Below are 15,375 nucleotides of genomic sequence, written 5' to 3' on the forward strand. Positions count from 1 at the left end.
ACCCTCACAGTCACGCTCACGGTCACACTCGAACTGTCGTCATCAGCTCTTCCACAGACTCTTCCACCATTCTGGCCAACGCGGCGACATCGGACATCGCCGACCGGTCGCCGGTGAGCCCGAAATAGACGCCGCCGTCGTAGGACGTGACCCCGATAGCGAGGGCCTGGTTCTTGTTCAGCGGCATCACGGGGAACATCTCGGTCATCCGCGCCTGCCCCGCGTAGAGCGGGACCTGCGGGCCCGGCACGTTGGTGATCACCAAGTTGAACACCCGCTGGGAGAACGACGCGGCGGCGCGCGCGCCGAGCGAGTGCAGCGTCGGCGGGGCGAACCCGCCGACCCCGAGGAGCGCCGAGGCCGCGACCAGGCCCACGTCGCCGTGGGCGCGCATGGCGTGGCTGATGTGCTGCAGCCGCACGAACGGGTTCGGCTCGCCGACCGGCAGGTCCACGAGGTGGGCGCTGACCTTGTTGCCCAGCATCCCTGGAACGGTGCCATCCGCGTCGCCGTCGCGCACGGCGAGCGGGACCAGCGCGCGCACCCTCGTCGACGACGTGACCTGCTCCCCGCGCGAAAGCAGCCAGGAGCGCAGGGCGCCGGAGATGACGGCGAGGACGACGTCGTGCACAGTGCCGCCGTGACCCTGACGCACGCTGCGCAGGTCCTCGAGGCGGGCGCGGGCCACCGCGAACAGCCGGGCCTTGCTCACCGGGGCGTTGAGCGGGCCACCCGTGGGCGGGTGGGTGGCGATGCCGATGGCCGACACGATGGCCGCGGCGACCTTCTGGCTGGTGCTGACCACGTCGGAGACGGCCGAGCGCACGTTCTCGACGACCTCGCGGGGGCTGCGGACCGTGTCGGACACGGCGTCCATGACGAGCTTGGTCGGCCCGGGCATCCGGCGCGGCAGCCACGGCTCGTCCGGATCGGTTTCGGGGGCGTGCGGCGACGACTCGAGGATGATCTGGCCGAAGTCGATCGTGCGCACGCCATCGACCATGGCCTGGTGGGTCTTGGTGACCAGGGCGACGTGGCCCTGGGCGAGCCCCTCGATCAGGTAGGCCTCCCACAGCGGGCGGTTCTGGTCGAGCGGGCGGGCCATCAGCCGGGCGACCAGGTCGAAGAGCTGCTCGTCGCTGCCCGGTTTGGGCAGGGCGGAGCGGCGCACGTGGTAGGCGACGTCGAAGTCCGGGTCGTCCACCCAGACCGGGCGGGCCAGGTAGCCGGGGACGGTGGCGACCTTCTGCCGGTAGCGCGGGACCAGCGGGAGCCGCTGCTCGATCAGCGAGACCAGCTGGGCGTAGGCGAAACCCGACCGCGGTCGGCGGAAGACGGCGACCCCCGCGACGTGCATGGGCGTCGCCTGGTCCTCGAGGTAGAGGAACGAGGCGTCGAGGGCGGAGAGGCGCTCGGGCATACGACCGATCCTGACACATCGCGATGTCGCGGAGGTGACGTGCGATGCTGGTCGCTGTGTCCCGCGATTTCTCTGGCCCGTCCCCCAAAGACCGGTTCGTCACCGTGTACGGCCGCAAGCCCGTGCTCGAGGCGCTCGCCGACGACCGGCTCTCGGTCGACAAGGTGGTGCTCGCCGACAACGCGCACGGCGCCGCCGCCCGGGAGATCCTCGACGCCGCCCGACACCGCGGCGTGCCGGTCCAGCGGGCCACCGCGCAGCGGGTGAAAGTGTTGGCGGGCAACGGAAAGCAGGACCAGGGCGTCCTCGCCGACGTCGTCGCGCCGCGGATGCGCCTGCTCGCCGACGCCCTCGCGGGCCGCTCCGCGCCGCGCTCGGTGCTGCTCCTCGACGGCATCACGACGCCGGCGAACGTCGGGATGATCCTGCGCACCGCGACCGCCGCGGGCCTCGGCGGAATCGTCGTCCCCCGGCGCGGGGTGGCCACGATCGACCCGATGGTCGTGAAGGCGTCCGCCGGTGTGGCGTTCACCGCACCCGTCCTGCGCTGCGCCACCGCGGCCGAGGCGGCGGCGGACCTGCGGGCGGCGGGCTACACCCTCTACGGCATGGACGCGGGCGCCCGGCGCACGGTGTTCGACGCCGAACTGCCGCAGCGGGTGGCGTTCGTGCTGGGCAGCGAGACGTCCGGGGTGACCGACGACGTGCGGCCGCACATCAACCGGTGGGTGTCGATCCCCATGGCGGGCGGAGTGGAGTCCCTCAACGTGGCCAGCGCGGCGGCGGTGCTGTGCTTCGAACTGGTGCGGCGGTCACAGGTCCAGTAGGACCGCTAACTCGTCCATTGTGGACTCGACGGTCCGGTGGTGGATGCCGGTCATCCCGGCCTCGGCGGCGCCGCGCACGTAGCGGGCCACGTCGTCGATGAACACGCAGCGGTCCGGCGTCGTGTTCAGGGACTTGGCCGTCAGTTCGAAGATGGCGGGGTTCGGTTTGGCGACACCGACTTCCCCGGAGACGATCACCGCGTCGAAGAGGTCGGGGAGCCCGTAGGGCCTGCGGTCGGCGTTGGACAACAGGGCCGTACGCAACCCCTTGGCGCGGGCGGACCGGACGACGTCGACGATCGCGGGGTCGGTGAAGACTCCCGCGTAATCCACGACCAGGGCCTCGTACCTCACAGGTTCCGATACTGCCTTGGTTTGCCCGGGATTCACCACAAGTGGTGACGTGTGTCCTGTTTCGCCTACCGAGACGCTCTGTATCGCATGCGGATCAGTGCGTTGGCGGAATACGAACCGCCGCTGTGTGGCGAAGCCGAGGAGAACCGGTGGATCACCCCGGCACCCCGGCTGGTGTCAGTCGTTGCCGTGCCATCACCGACCCCGGGACTCGGGCGGGAGGCGCTCGGGCGGATGTTCGGGCTGGTGCTGGAGGCCCTGGACGGGCGGCGGCCGGTCGCCCAACTTCGGGGCACGATGTCGGCTGGGGTGTACGAGGCGATGGTGACCCGGGTTCGCTCGTCCTCGGGGTGGACGCATCGGCTGGCTTCGCTGCGGTCGTGTGCGGTTTCGGAGTCGGTTGTGGAGGTGTCGGCGACTGTGCGGGTGTTTCGGCGGGGAGCGCCGTGGCGGGCGGTGGCTGTTGTGGGGAGGGTGGAGTTGCGGGAGGAGGGGTGGGTGTTCACGTACTTGCGGGTGATCACTCCGGCTTCGTCGGCTGGTCGGCGGTCGGGCTGACCGCTTGGGGGTGCCTGTTTGGGTGGTTCGCCTTGATTTGGGGACCCCGCCAAATGGGCCTGTGCGGGTCAAAAGGCGAGGCGAAGGAACCTCACCCGCACCGCGAGTTTAGGCCCATTTGCCCCAAATCAAGGCGAACCACCCAAACAGGCCGTTGGGATCGGCCCGTTGCGAATCGGGGTCGTTGGGCAGCCGGGCACGCGGCCAGGACGAGGGAGTCCCACCAAACAACGGAGAGCCCCGCCTGATCAGACGGGGCTCTCCGCAAACAATCAGTGCAGATCAATCAGCGACGCGGCGGCTTCTTCTTCTTCGCCTCAAGCCGCGCTGCCTCGCGACGTTCGCGGCGGGTCGGGCCGCCCGGTGCCTCACCGGTGCCATCGCTGTGCGACTCGACGCCGCCGTCTTCGGCGGGGCCGCTGTAGCTCAAACGCTGCTGCTGCGGTGCGTCCAAGCCCTTGCCGCGGAGCGCGACCGGGACCTGTTCGGTCTTGGTCGCCGCCGCCGCGCGTTCTGCCTGGGCTCGCTCCTGGGCGGCGATGGCCCTGGCCTGGCGCTGCTCCAGCTCCGCCTGGCGGGCGGCGGCGGCCGGGTCGAGGGGCTGCTGGGCCACCGCGGGCAGGGCCGTGGGGGCCACATTCAGCTGCACCTGGGGGGCCGGTTCGACCTCCACCGGCAGGTTGAAGAGGAAGCCGACCGACTCCTCCTTCAACGCGTCCAGCATGACGGTGAACATCTCGAAGCCCTCGCGCTGGTACTCGATCAGCGGGTCGCGCTGGGCCATGGCGCGCAGGCCGATGCCCTCCTTGAGGTAGTCCATCTCGTAGAGGTGCTCGCGCCACTTGCGGTCGAGGACCGAGAGCATGACCCGACGCTCGAGTTCGCGCATGGAGCCCTCGCCCGCGCGGGTGTCGATGTCGGTTTCGCGGTCCTTGTACGCCTGGAGGGCGTCGGCCACGATCTCCTCCTGGAGGAAGTCGTGGTCCATGTCGCGGCCGGTGTTCTCCGCCTTGTCGACCAGCTCGTCCCAGGTGACCGTGATCGGGTAGAGCGTCTTGAGGGCGGTCCACAGCTTCTCGTGGTCCCAGTCCTCGGCGTAGCCGTCGGCGGTGGCGCCGTCGACGTAGGCCGTCACCACGTCGGTGATCATGTGCTCGATCTGCTCGCGCAGGTCTTCGCCCTTGAGGACGCGCAGGCGCTCGGCGTAGATCACCTTGCGCTGCTTGTTCATGACCTCGTCGTACTTGAGGACGTTCTTGCGGATCTCAAAGTTCTGCTGCTCGACCTGGGTCTGCGCGCTGCGGATCGCGCGGGTGACCATCTTGGCCTCGATCGGCTGGTCCTCGGGCACCTTGAGGGTGTCCATGACCCGCTCGACCATGCCCGCGTTGAACCGGCGCATGAGCTCATCGCCCAGCGACAGGTAGAAGCGGGACTCGCCCGGGTCGCCCTGGCGGCCGGAGCGGCCGCGCAGCTGGTTGTCGATGCGGCGGGACTCGTGGCGCTCGGTGCCGAGCACGTACAGACCACCGGCGGCCTGCACCTCGATCTTCTCCGCCTTGACTTCCAGCTCGGCCTTCTCCAGCGCCGCGGGCAGCGCGGCGCGCCACTCGTCGGGGGTTTCCACCGGGTCGAGGCCGCGGGCGCGCAGCGCCTCCTCGGCGATGTGCTCCGGGTTGCCGCCGAGCACGATGTCGGTACCGCGGCCCGCCATGTTGGTCGCGACGGTGACCGCGCCCCGGTGGCCCGCCTGGGCGACGATCTGCGATTCCTTCTCGTGGTGCTTGGCGTTGAGGACGTTGTGCGGAATCCCCATCTTGACCAGCAGCTTCGACAGGTATTCCGAGCGCTCGACGCTCGTGGTGCCGACGAGGACCGGCTGGCCCTTCTCGTGCCGCTCGGCGATGTCCTCCGCGACCGCGAGGAACTTCGCCTCCTCGGTCTTGTAGATCAGGTCCGCCTGGTCCTTGCGGATCATGTTCCGGTTGGTCGGGATGGGGACCACACCGAGCTTGTACGTGGTGTGGAACTCCGCCGCCTCGGTCTCGGCGGTACCGGTCATGCCGCCGAGCTTCTCGTAGAGCCGGAAGTAGTTCTGCAGGGTGATCGTGGCCAGCGTCTGGTTCTCGGCCTTGATCTCGACGTTTTCCTTCGCCTCGATCGCCTGGTGCATGCCCTCGTTGTAGCGGCGCCCGGCCAGGATGCGGCCGGTGAACTCGTCGACGATCAGGACCTCGCCGTTGCGGACGATGTAGTCCTTGTCCTTCTTGTAGAGCTCCTTGGCCTTCAGCGCGTTGTTCAGGTAGCCCACCAGCGGGGTGTTCGCGGCCTCGTAGAGGTTCTCGATGCCGAGCTGGTCCTCGACCAGCGACACGCCCTTCTCGGTGATGCCGACGGTGCGCTTGCGCTCGTCCACCTCGTAGTGGGTGTCCTTCTTCAGCATCGGCGACAGCCGCGCGAACTCCTGGTACCAGCGCGAGGACTGGTCGGCCGGGCCGGAGATGATCAGCGGCGTGCGGGCCTCGTCGATCAGGATGGAGTCGACCTCGTCGACCACGGCGAAGTGGTGGCCGCGCTGGACCATGTCGTCGAGGGACCACGCCATGTTGTCGCGCAGGTAGTCGAAGCCGAACTCGTTGTTCGTGCCGTAGGTGATGTCGCAGTTGTAGGCCTCGCGGCGCTCCGCCGGGGTCATGTCCGACAGGATCGCGCCGACGGTCAGGCCGAGGAAGCGGTGCACCCGGCCCATCCACTCGGCGTCCCGCTTGACCAGGTAGTCGTTGACGGTGATGACGTGGACGCCCTCGCCCGCGAGCGCGTTGAGGTAGGACGGCAGCACGCAGGTCAGGGTCTTGCCCTCACCGGTGCGCATCTCGGCGACCTGGCCGAGGTGCAGGGCGGCGCCACCCATGAGCTGGACATCGAAGTGCCGCTGGCCCAGGACCCTCTTCGCACCCTCCCGCGCCACGGCGAACGCCTCGGGCAGCAGGTCGTCGAGGGTCTCGCCCTCGGCGTAGCGCTTGCGGAACTCCTCGGTCTTGCCGCGCAGCTCGTCGTCGGTCAGACCGGCGACGTCGTCCTCGAGCGAGTTGATGTGCGCTGCGATGTTGCGCAGTCGCTTGAGCATCTTGCCCTCGCCCGCGCGCAGAATTCGGGACAGCACCATCCGGTCGACCTCGCTAGCTGATAGTCGTGCGCCCGCTGCGGACGCTCCTGTACGTCATCGTAGGCAACCGACGCCGCAGCGTGCACCGACGCTTGTCGGCAGCGCGCAGGGTACCCGGCTCGGCTCCACCCCCGGACAAACGGCTCAGCACCCTCGAAGGTTCCGCAGCCGGACCGTGAACGTTCCCAGACACGCCGGTGCCCCGGAGCCGACACGCTCCGGGGCACCGATCGGTCGTTGGCGGGCCGGATCAGACCAGCTTGATCACGCCATAGTCGAATCCCCTGCGGCGGTACACGACGCTGGGCGTCCCGGAGTCCGCGTCGGCGAAGAGGTAGAAGTCGTGTCCGACCAGTTCCATCTCGTAGAGGGCCTGGTCGACGGTCATGGGCTTGGCCGGGTGCTCCTTTTCCCGGACTACGCGTCCTGGCAGATTGTCGGCAGCCTGGTCCTCCCAGCGCTGCTGCTCGGGGAGTTCGGGCATCCCCTCGAATTCGGGCGCGTCCAGCACGGCGAGCTGCGCCGCTCGCCTGCCGTTGGTCTCGCGCGGGCCGTTCATGACGGCGGATGTCGCCTCGGCGACCGAGGCCGGGCTGCGTCGCCCGTGGTGAACCCGCCTGCGGTCGTGCGATCGGCGAAGCCGGTTCTCGAGTTTTGCCACGGCTTGGTCCAGTGCGGCGTAGAAGTCGCCCGCACTCGCCTCGGCGCGAACCGCCGGGCCCTTGCCCATGCCGGTGATCTCGACCCGCTGGCAGTTCTTCGACTGCCTGCGGTTGGGCTCATGGAACAGCTCCACGTCGAAGCGGATGACCTTGCGGTCGTACCGCTGCATGCGGGTCAGCTTGTCCTCGACGTGCACTCGGTAATGCTCCGGCACCTCGACGTTACGGCCCTTAACCACGATGTCCATACACGACCTCCCTCGCTGCTTGCGAGCTTTGGATCCGCCGAAACTTGGGCGCCGGTATGTCTGGATTCGACGTCCAGAACGGGAGGCTGACCTGGGGAGAGACGTCTCCGGGAGGTTCAGCGCTCCACCGGCGCCAGGGTCATGGGCTGATCGCCTCCTCCCTGCGAACGGGAACGCTGATAGCGCTGAACGCTAGCTCGGGTTTCGGTTCTGCAACAGCCCCCGAGGCGGGGGACATCCCTGAGCGACCGAGAATCACCGCGTGCGACGACCCCGCAGGTAGCCAAGGCCCTTGGTTCCGACACGCCGCCGGATGGGTGGTGCAACGTTCACCCACCTGGCGCAAAGTGGCCCACTGAGCGGCGTAGAAGGTTGCTGCGAACGCTTGAAGCGCACGTACCTCCGATGGAGTCTCGGCTCGGTTCGCGTAACGCCTCATACATGGCCAACGGCTGTCGGCGCGGCTTGGTTCCCGGACCCAGTTTCACCCGTGTGGGTGTATTGCTCGGCTCAGACCGTGGCGGTGAAAGCGAGGATGGCGGTCACCGGAATGTCTGCTTTGTCGAGAGCGCGCACGCAGGCTGCCGCTGTCGCACCGGTGGTGATCACGTCGTCGACGAGGATCGTGGGGGTGCCGGGCGGGGGTGCGTTGCGCGGTTTGACCGTGACGGCGCCGCGGAGGTTGGCTGCTCGCTGGTTCCTTGTCAGGCCCACTGAATCCCTGGTTCCTGTCACTTGGAGGGCGGGCGCGACGTGGGCGTTCATGCCGTGCCTCGCTAGCTCCCTCGCGGTGTGGGTGGCGGCTCTCAGCATGTGGTTGCCGCCTCTCCTCGCTGCTGCTGATGCTCTGGAGGGGGCGGGGATGAGCCAGACGTCTTCGGCCCATGGTGGGCCGTCCTCCGCAAGTCGGATTACCGCTTGGGCGAGGGATTTGCCGAGGACTTCGGCTAGTTCGCGTCTGTTGTCCTTGTATTGGAGGACGAGTCTTCTGGCTGGGCCCGCGTAGGGGGATAGGGCGTAGGTGGGGGTGGTGAGGGTGCTTCTTTCTATGGATCTGAGGGTTGTGGTTCGGGCGCAGTAGGGGCACCAGCGGGTGTTGGGGGCTTCGCAGCCTGCGCAGGTTTTGGGGAGGATCAGGTCTAGGAAGTTCATGGGTTGACGATCGCTTCTTGGACCGTCAGGAGTGGTGCATCTCCGCTGGGTTGTCCACAGGCTCCGCCGTCGGCGCCCAGGGGGCGGGTCTCCCTCTGGCTTGATTGTTTAACTCTCGGTCGGCGGTATCAAGGGCGGCGCAAGCGCCGTCGCTGCGCGATCGGCAAGCCGACCCTTGACACCGCCGACCGAGAGTTAAAAGCGGCCAGGACGAGGGAGCAGGGGGAAGTGCAGGGATTAAGAGCATCGTGGGGGTTTGCTCGTCCGGGGTTGGTGCGCGGGACGGGTGGGGGTGCGGTGTGGGAGTGCGTGTGCGGTGGGGCGGTGGCATACGAGTGGCCGGATCGGGGCGTTCTTCGGACGTCCTGGTTGATCCGGTGGGGCGGCCGTGGCCTTAAGGGATGGGCTCGGCAGGGGTGTTCTGTCAGCCGGGGAAGAAGGGTTGTGAGCCGGGGCCCTGGCTGTGTTGGTGGGCCTGCCAGACCTTCCCGGCCTCCTGCGTCGACCACATGCCGGAGCCGTCGGTGACGATCGCTGGTCTGCTCGGTGCGGCCGTGATGGCGGTGACGGGGAGGGTCAGGGTGGAGCTGTTGTACGGGTTCACCGTCAGGCCGTCGATGGGCAGGCTCGCCACGGGCATGGTGTTCACTTCGGTGGCGACGATCAGGGCCACCTTGTTGAGCCAGTCGACGCTGATGACCTCTTTGACCTTTCCGCCCTGCAATGTGCGCGGGAGGCGGATGGCCACGGCGTCGTTGGTGCGGACTACGGAGGCGACCTTGACCTCGCCGTTGACCACGGCGGCCACTCGGACGCCGTCGCGGGACAGGCGGAGTTGGGTGATGGTGCCGCCGTCCGCCGTCAGCTCCGACGCGTCCACTGAGAGGTCTTCCCAGGTGCCCTGGGAGGTTCTTACGGCTCTCACCACCACGGTCCCGTCCAGGACTGTCCAGACTTCGCCGCCGCCGTTGGCGTCGCCCAGCAGCCAGGTGGGGCGGGTCAGGGTGGCCGCCGGTGGGAGATCGATGTCCGGGAGGTCCGCGTTGATCTTGCCGATGCGCAGGCCCATGCCCTTGGGGGTCCGGTGCACCACCGCGAGCTGGCTGCCGTCTAGGGACTGGGCGGCGCTGACGATGTCGTAGGCGCCCGCGCCCGCCGGGCCTTCGATGGGTTTGCCGTCGCGCATCGAGCGGATGGTTCTGCCCGCGACCACCAAGCCCAGCAAGTCCGGTTTCGGGTTCGCCAGGACGTCGTACGAACCGACGTCGGCCTGGCGCCAGTCGCCGTGTTGGGGGACGAGTTCGCGGCCCTCGGTGTTGAGGCGCAGGGGGCTGGTGGTGACCTCGGAGACCGACTTGACGATCTGGGCGGCCATCCGCTGGCGGTCCTCGATCGACTTGTCGACCTGGGTCAGGTTGATCAGGACCGCGCCGTCGTTCTCGCGGACGACGTTGGTGCGCAGGTCCACGCCTTCGAGCTGGCTGCGGACCGCGCCCTTCAATGAATCCGACGGGCCCGCCAGCAGCAGGCGCATGACCCGGCCCTCGATGCCCTCGCTCGGCTCGATTTCCACGTAGCGGGGGTCGGAGACCATGACCCGCTGCTCCGGGTCGAAGAACTGCAGGTTGACCCGGCGGTAGGCGGCGTCGAACTTTGTCTGCTCGATGACGAGCACATCCGGCGGCGTCGAGATGCGCCACTGGCCGTCGGGCTGGCGGCGCACGACGATGCGGTACTCCACCGGCTGTACCAGCGGGTAGAACGCTCGGTCGGCGATGAGCCTGCCGATCTGCGTCGCCGTCAGCAGCACGACCTTTTCCTGGGCGTCGGCGCCCGGGACCAGCTGGTTCTCCTGTACCGGCGCGGGCGGGGTCTTGATGCCGTCCTGCAGGATCGTCAGCCGCTCGGGATTGCGCGGCCAGTGCTGCTTGGCCTCGTCGGTGAGGTAGGTCCGGGCCGCGTCCGGGGTGCCCGCGCGGAAGACGAACTCCTGCACCAGCGACAGCGGGTCAAGGTCCGGCGTCGGCTTGCGGACCTGCCGCTCCTGCGGGCCCGGGGCGTCGAGAACCACCTTCGGCGGGGTGCGGTCGGGGATGTTGGCACAGCCGGTGAGCAGGCCCGCGAACACCATGACGACTACGAGCAAGCGGTTCACGGCGAGACCTCCTCCGGCACGCTCTGCGGCGGCGGCGCGGCGGTCGACGGCTCGACCGGGGGCAGCGGCAGCGGACTGTTCGAATATTCCTCGTCCTGGCGTCGGGGCAGCGTGAGCCGGAAACAGGCCCCCTCCCCCGGCTCGCCCCAGGCGTCGAGGCCGCCGCCGTGCAGGCGCGCGTCCTCCAAGCTGATCGCCAGGCCCAGGCCGGTCCCGCCGGTGTGCCGGTTGCGTGAGGGGTCGGCCCGCCAGAAGCGGTTGAAGACCAGTTCGGCCTCGCCGGTGCGCAGGCCGACGCCGTGGTCGCGGACGGTGATGGCGACGGCGTCGTCGTTGGCGGCCAGGCACAGCTCGACCGGCCTGCCCTCGCCGTGGTCGATGGCGTTGGCGAGCAGGTTGCGCACGATGCGCTCGACCCGGCGGGGCTCGACCTCGGCGACGATCTCCTCGTCGGGCAGGTCGAGGACCACCTCGGAGCCGGAACGCCGCGCGATGACCCGGACGGACTCGACCGCGCGCCGGGCGATGGCCCGCATGTCGGCGTACTCGGACACCAGTTCCTCGACGCCCGCGTCGAGCCGGGAGATCTCGAGGAGGTCGGCGAGGAGCGTCTCGAACCGGTCCAGTTCGTCGACGAGCAGCTCGGTCGAGCGGGCCAGGCCCGCCGGGAACTGCTTGCGTGAAGCGTGCAGGACGTCGGCGGCCATCCGGACGGTGGTCAGCGGGGTGCGCAGCTCGTGGGAGACGTCGGAGGTGAAGCGGCGCTGCAGCTGGCCGAACTCCTCGAGCTGGCGGATCTGCCGCTCGATGCTCTCGGCCATCTCGTTGTAGGACTGGGCCAGCCGGGCGACGTCGTCCTCCCCGGCCACGACCATGCGCTCGTCCAGTTCGCCGTCGGCGAACCGCTCGGCGGCGCGGGCGGCGCGGCGCACCGGGAGCACGACCTGGCGGGTGACCAGGTTGGTGATGCCCGCGAGCAGCAGCATCAGCACCATGCCGCCGACCAGCAGAGTGCTCTGCACGACGCCGATCGTGCGCTGCTCGGCGGTCAGCGGGTAGAGCATGTAGAGCTGGACCGCCGGTGAGGCGCTGGTGACCGGGGCGCCCACCATCAGGAACGTGACCGCCTCGCCGCCGCGGTCGACGGTGAAGATCTGCGAGACGGTGTTGTTGTTGCTCGACAGCACGAACTCGCGCAGCGACTTCGGCACGTCGTCATACGGCCCGGCGACGTCCGGGCCCGCCGCGGTGGAGCCCAGCGAGTCGCTCACCAGCACGGGCTCGAACGCGCCTGCCGAGCCCGAGGCGGACTGCTGGTCGGGCGCGATCGTGGTCAGCTTGTTGAGCGCGCCCTTGAGCCGGTTGGTCACGTCGGACGTGGCGCTGATGCCGACGAGTTCCCGCTCGGCGATCTGCACCGCGGCCCGGGTCTGCTCGACCGCGGCCGTCTCCTTGGCGCCGACGAGCCGCTCGGTGATCTGGCTCTGCAGCACCATGCCCAGGACGAACACGACCGCCGAGCCGAGCGCGAGCGTGCTGACCACGACACGCAGCTGCAGCGAGCGGCGCCACAGGTCGCCGAACGCGGCGGAACGGCGCCTGCCCGTCGCGACGAGCCTGGTCGCCGCGACGACGAGCGCGCGCAGCTGCCGGGTGAGGAACGCGCTCAACTCAGCGCTCTCACGGAGGGCCCGCCTTGTAGCCCACACCTCGGACCGTCAGTACGACCTCGGGGTGCTCCGGGTCGCGCTCGACCTTGGAGCGCAGGCGCTGGACGTGCACGTTGACCAGGCGCGTGTCGGCGGCGTGGCGGTAGCCCCACACCTGCTCGAGCAGCACCTCGCGGGTGAACACCTGCCGCGGCTTGCGGGCCAGGGCGACGAGCAGGTCGAACTCCAGCGGGGTGAGCTGGATGGCCTTGCCGTCGCGCAGGACCTCGTGGCCGGGGACGTCGATGGTCAGGTCGCCGATGCCGAGGGTCTCGGCGGGCTCGGACTCGGTGCGGCGCAGCCGGGCGCGCACCCGGGCGACGAGCTCCTTGGGCTTGAACGGCTTGACGACGTAGTCATCGGCGCCGGACTCCAGCCCGAGGACGATGTCGACGGTGTCGCTCTTGGCGGTCAGCATGACGATCGGCACGCCGGACTCGCCACGGATCGCCTTGCACACGTCGATCCCGTTCATGCCCGGGAGCATCAGGTCGAGCAGCACCAGGTCGGGTTTGAGCTCACGCAGCGCGGGCAGCGCACGGGAACCATCGGCCACCACGGCGGTGTCGAAGCCCTCGCCGCGCAGCACGATGGTGAGCATCTCGGCCAGAGCCGGGTCGTCGTCCACTACCAGCACACGTGCCTTCATGTGCACATCGTCGCATTGCGCACGGTCAGCGCGTGGATCAGGGCTCAAGCAGGGTCGCGGCGAGGGCGGCGAAGTCGGTGTCGGCGGTCCCGTCGAGGACGTGCCACGGGGAGAGCCAGCCCTTCGCGGCGAGCCCGTCGTAGACCGCCGCGCAACGCGCTTGGAGCCCGCCGTCGGCCTCCCACTTGTCCCGCGCGCGGTCCTCGGTCTTCTCGCGGTGCTCCGCGCGGGCGACCGCGAGCTCGGCCGGAACCCGCAGCAGCAGTTGCGCGTGCGGGACGGGCAGGGCGAACCGGTCGACCTCGAGGGCCCGGACCCACTCGACGAACTCGCCGTCGGCGTCCTCGTGCAGGCGGGCGGCGCCGTAGGCGGCGTTGGAGGCGATGTAGCGGTCGAGGAGGAGGACGTCGGAGGTGTCGAGGGCGAACTGCAGGTCGGCGGCGGCACCCTGACGGTCGAGCGCGTAGAGGACGGCGGTGCCGTAGACGGACTCGCCGAGCTTGCCGAGCCTGCCGTGGAGGCCGTCGTGGACGAGATCCGCGGTGACGGACTTGCCGTAGCGGGGGAACGCCCTGCTGATGACCTTGGCTCCGCGCTCGGTGAGAGCGGCGGTCAGCTTCTCGGCCAACGTGCGCTTGCCCGCGCCGTCCAGCCCCTCGATGACGATCAGTCGACCCACGCCGGAAACCCTACGTGGCCTGCGGTGTCGGGATCGTGTCAGCCCCGCTGTCGCCACGCTGAACCTGGACGCCGGTGGACGAGACGTTCCCCGTACCCCAGTCGTGGAATGTCCCCTCCACCGGCGTCATCCGCCCGCGGGCGGCAGGTGCTCTGGCCCACCCCTCGCTCAGGCCAGAACTTTGCATGATCGCTACGGCGGCCCGCCGCGTTACACCTTGATCGGGTTTTTCTTCCGGACAGACGCCGGCCCCGGCACGCGGGTCGCGTGTCGGGGCCGGAAAGCGCCGTGACTCAGTAGCGGTAGTGCTCCGACTTGAACGGGCCCTCGACGTCGACGTCGATGTACTCGGCCTGGTCCTTGGTCAGCTTGGTGAGCGAGCCGCCGAGTGCCTCCAGGTGGATGCGGGCGACCTTCTCGTCGAGCTTCTTCGGGAGGCGGTAGACCTCGTTGTCGTATTCCTCGCGCTTGGTGTACAGCTCGATCTGCGCGATGACCTGGTTCGAGAAGCTGTTCGACATGACGAACGAGGGGTGGCCGGTGGCGTTGCCCAGGTTCATCAGGCGGCCCTCGGACAGCACGATGATCGAGCGGCCGGTCGGGAACACCCACTCGTCGACCTGCGGCTTGATGTTGATCCGCTTGACCCCCGGGTAGCGGGTCAGGCCCGCCATGTCGAGTTCGTTGTCGAAGTGGCCGACGTTGCCCAGGATCGCCTGGTGCTTCATCCGCGCCATGTGGTCGACGAGGACGACGTCCTTGTTGCCGGTCGTGGTGATCACGATGTCGGCCTTCTCGATGACCTCGTCGAGGGTGCGCACCTCGTACCCGTCCATCGCCGCCTGCAGCGCGCAGATCGGGTCGATCTCGGTGACGATCACCCGGGCACCCTGGGCGCGCAGCGACTCCGCGGAGCCCTTGCCGACGTCGCCGTAGCCGCAGACGACCGCGACCTTGCCGCCGATCAGCACGTCCGTGCCGCGGTTGATGCCGTCGACCAGCGAGTGCCGGATGCCGTAGCGGTTGTCGAACTTCGACTTCGTCACCGAGTCGTTGACGTTGATCGCCGGGAACAGCAGCGTTCCCTGGGCGGCCATCTGCGTGAGCCGCAGCACGCCGGTCGTGGTCTCCTCGGTGACACCCATGATCTGGGAGCCGATCTTCGTCCACTTGCCCGCGTCGGCGGCGAGCGAAGCCTGGAGCAGCTCGAGGAAGACGTTCCACTCCTCGGGGTTCGCCTCGTCCGTGCCGGGCACGACACCGGACTTCTCGAACTCGGTGCCCTTGTGCACGAGCATGGTGGCGTCGCCACCGTCGTCCAGGATCATGTTCGGGCCCTGGCCGTCGGGCCAGGTCATCATCTTCTCGGTCGCCCACCAGTACTCCGGCAGCGTCTCGCCCTTCCAGGCGTAGACCGGAACACCCTTGGGCTCCTCCTCGGTCCCGTGCGGGCCGACGACGACCGCGGCGGCCGCGTGGTCCTGGGTGGAGAAGATGTTGCACGAACACCAGCGCACCTCGGCGCCGAGGTCCACCAGTGTCTCGATCAGTACGGCGGTCTGCACGGTCATGTGCAGCGAGCCGGAGATGCGCGCGCCGCGCAGCGGGTACACCTCCGAGTACTCGCGGCGCAGCGCCATCAGGCCCGGCATCTCGTGCTCGGCCAGGCGAATCTCCTTGCGGCCGAATTCGGCCAACGAAAGATCGGCTACCGCGAAATCAATGCCGTTGCGGGTCTGCGCGTAGCTCGCCCCGGTAGTGGTCCGCGTGTCTTCTGCGGTCATCGAGTGAATCCT

General features: G+C 68.9%; 12 protein-coding genes. 2 read left to right on the top strand and 10 right to left on the bottom strand.

Annotation, left to right across the window (positions count from 1 at the left end; genetic code table 11):
- Nucleotides 1-22 precede the first annotated feature (22 nt).
- Nucleotides 23-1,420, bottom strand: coding sequence for a WS/DGAT/MGAT family O-acyltransferase (locus tag C8E96_RS03415; RefSeq protein ID WP_091381614.1), 1,398 nt, complete (start codon nucleotides 1,418-1,420; stop codon nucleotides 23-25).
- A gap of 44 nt (nucleotides 1,421-1,464) precedes the next feature.
- Between C8E96_RS03415 and C8E96_RS03420 the strand changes: the two genes are divergently transcribed.
- A complete protein-coding gene (locus tag C8E96_RS03420) occupies nucleotides 1,465-2,247 on the top strand; it encodes a TrmH family RNA methyltransferase (RefSeq protein ID WP_091381612.1) in 783 nt (260 codons plus the stop codon).
- Here C8E96_RS03420 and C8E96_RS03425 read toward each other — a convergent pair.
- The gene (locus tag C8E96_RS03425; RefSeq protein ID WP_091381610.1) at nucleotides 2,233-2,601 is read right to left on the bottom strand and encodes an HAD-IA family hydrolase; all 369 of its coding nucleotides are present in this window, start codon (nucleotides 2,599-2,601) and stop codon (nucleotides 2,233-2,235) included. The two genes, C8E96_RS03420 and C8E96_RS03425, sit on opposite strands and share 15 nt — an antisense overlap.
- 87 nt (nucleotides 2,602-2,688) lie before the next feature.
- Between C8E96_RS03425 and C8E96_RS03430 the strand changes: the two genes are divergently transcribed.
- Nucleotides 2,689-3,159, top strand: a complete 471-nt coding sequence (locus tag C8E96_RS03430) for an Rv3235 family protein (protein ID WP_133794145.1) — start codon at nucleotides 2,689-2,691, stop codon at nucleotides 3,157-3,159.
- Nucleotides 3,160-3,445: 286 nt separating this feature from the next.
- On the opposite strand, the gene secA is transcribed toward C8E96_RS03430, so the two are convergent.
- The 8 genes from secA to ahcY form a co-directional block, all read right to left on the bottom strand.
- On the bottom strand, nucleotides 3,446-6,325 hold the full coding sequence (gene secA, locus C8E96_RS03435) for a preprotein translocase subunit SecA (RefSeq protein ID WP_091381606.1): 2,880 nt from the start codon (nucleotides 6,323-6,325) through the stop codon (nucleotides 3,446-3,448).
- Between the two features lie 250 nt (nucleotides 6,326-6,575).
- Nucleotides 6,576-7,235, bottom strand: coding sequence for a ribosome hibernation-promoting factor, HPF/YfiA family (gene hpf / locus C8E96_RS03440; RefSeq protein WP_091381604.1), 660 nt, complete (start codon nucleotides 7,233-7,235; stop codon nucleotides 6,576-6,578).
- 510 nt (nucleotides 7,236-7,745) lie between these two features.
- The gene (locus C8E96_RS03445; protein ID WP_091381602.1) at nucleotides 7,746-8,387 is read right to left on the bottom strand and encodes a ComF family protein; all 642 of its coding nucleotides are present in this window, start codon (nucleotides 8,385-8,387) and stop codon (nucleotides 7,746-7,748) included.
- A gap of 424 nt (nucleotides 8,388-8,811) precedes the next feature.
- Nucleotides 8,812-10,542 (bottom strand): LpqB family beta-propeller domain-containing protein, encoded by a 1,731-nt coding sequence (locus C8E96_RS03450; RefSeq protein WP_091381600.1) that lies wholly within the window; start codon nucleotides 10,540-10,542, stop codon nucleotides 8,812-8,814.
- Complete coding sequence (gene mtrB, locus C8E96_RS03455; protein WP_091381598.1) at nucleotides 10,539-12,212, bottom strand: MtrAB system histidine kinase MtrB; 1,674 nt, start codon at nucleotides 12,210-12,212, stop codon at nucleotides 10,539-10,541. Before mtrB ends, C8E96_RS03450 begins: the two co-directional genes overlap by 4 nt.
- A 10-nt stretch (nucleotides 12,213-12,222) precedes the next feature.
- On the bottom strand, nucleotides 12,223-12,900 hold the full coding sequence (mtrA, locus tag C8E96_RS03460) for an MtrAB system response regulator MtrA (RefSeq protein WP_054056022.1): 678 nt from the start codon (nucleotides 12,898-12,900) through the stop codon (nucleotides 12,223-12,225).
- A gap of 37 nt (nucleotides 12,901-12,937) precedes the next feature.
- Nucleotides 12,938-13,579 (bottom strand): dTMP kinase, encoded by a 642-nt coding sequence (locus tag C8E96_RS03465; protein WP_091381596.1) that lies wholly within the window; start codon nucleotides 13,577-13,579, stop codon nucleotides 12,938-12,940.
- Between the two features lie 293 nt (nucleotides 13,580-13,872).
- Entirely contained in the window at nucleotides 13,873-15,363 is a 1,491-nt protein-coding gene (gene ahcY, locus C8E96_RS03470; RefSeq protein ID WP_091381595.1) for an adenosylhomocysteinase, read from the bottom strand.
- Nucleotides 15,364-15,375 lie beyond the last annotated feature (12 nt).

Origin of the sequence: Actinokineospora alba (assembly GCF_004362515.1) — a bacterium.
In the GTDB taxonomy this organism is placed as follows: domain Bacteria; phylum Actinomycetota; class Actinomycetes; order Mycobacteriales; family Pseudonocardiaceae; genus Actinokineospora; species Actinokineospora alba.

Bases quoted from the DNA above. Each gene is read 5' to 3' on its own strand.
- C8E96_RS03415 (WP_091381614.1), bottom strand. From the start codon at position 1,420: ATGCCCGAGCGCCTCTCCGCCCTCGACGCCTCGTTCCTCTACCTCGAG.
- C8E96_RS03420 (WP_091381612.1), top strand. From the start codon at position 1,465: ATGCTGGTCGCTGTGTCCCGCGATTTCTCTGGCCCGTCCCCCAAAGAC.
- C8E96_RS03430 (WP_133794145.1), top strand. From the start codon at position 2,689: ATGCGGATCAGTGCGTTGGCGGAATACGAACCGCCGCTGTGTGGCGAA.
- secA (WP_091381606.1), bottom strand. From the start codon at position 6,325: ATGGTGCTGTCCCGAATTCTGCGCGCGGGCGAGGGCAAGATGCTCAAG.
- hpf (WP_091381604.1), bottom strand. From the start codon at position 7,235: ATGGACATCGTGGTTAAGGGCCGTAACGTCGAGGTGCCGGAGCATTAC.
- C8E96_RS03445 (WP_091381602.1), bottom strand. From the start codon at position 8,387: ATGAACTTCCTAGACCTGATCCTCCCCAAAACCTGCGCAGGCTGCGAA.
- mtrA (WP_054056022.1), bottom strand. From the start codon at position 12,900: ATGAAGGCACGTGTGCTGGTAGTGGACGACGACCCGGCTCTGGCCGAG.
- ahcY (WP_091381595.1), bottom strand. From the start codon at position 15,363: ATGACCGCAGAAGACACGCGGACCACTACCGGGGCGAGCTACGCGCAG.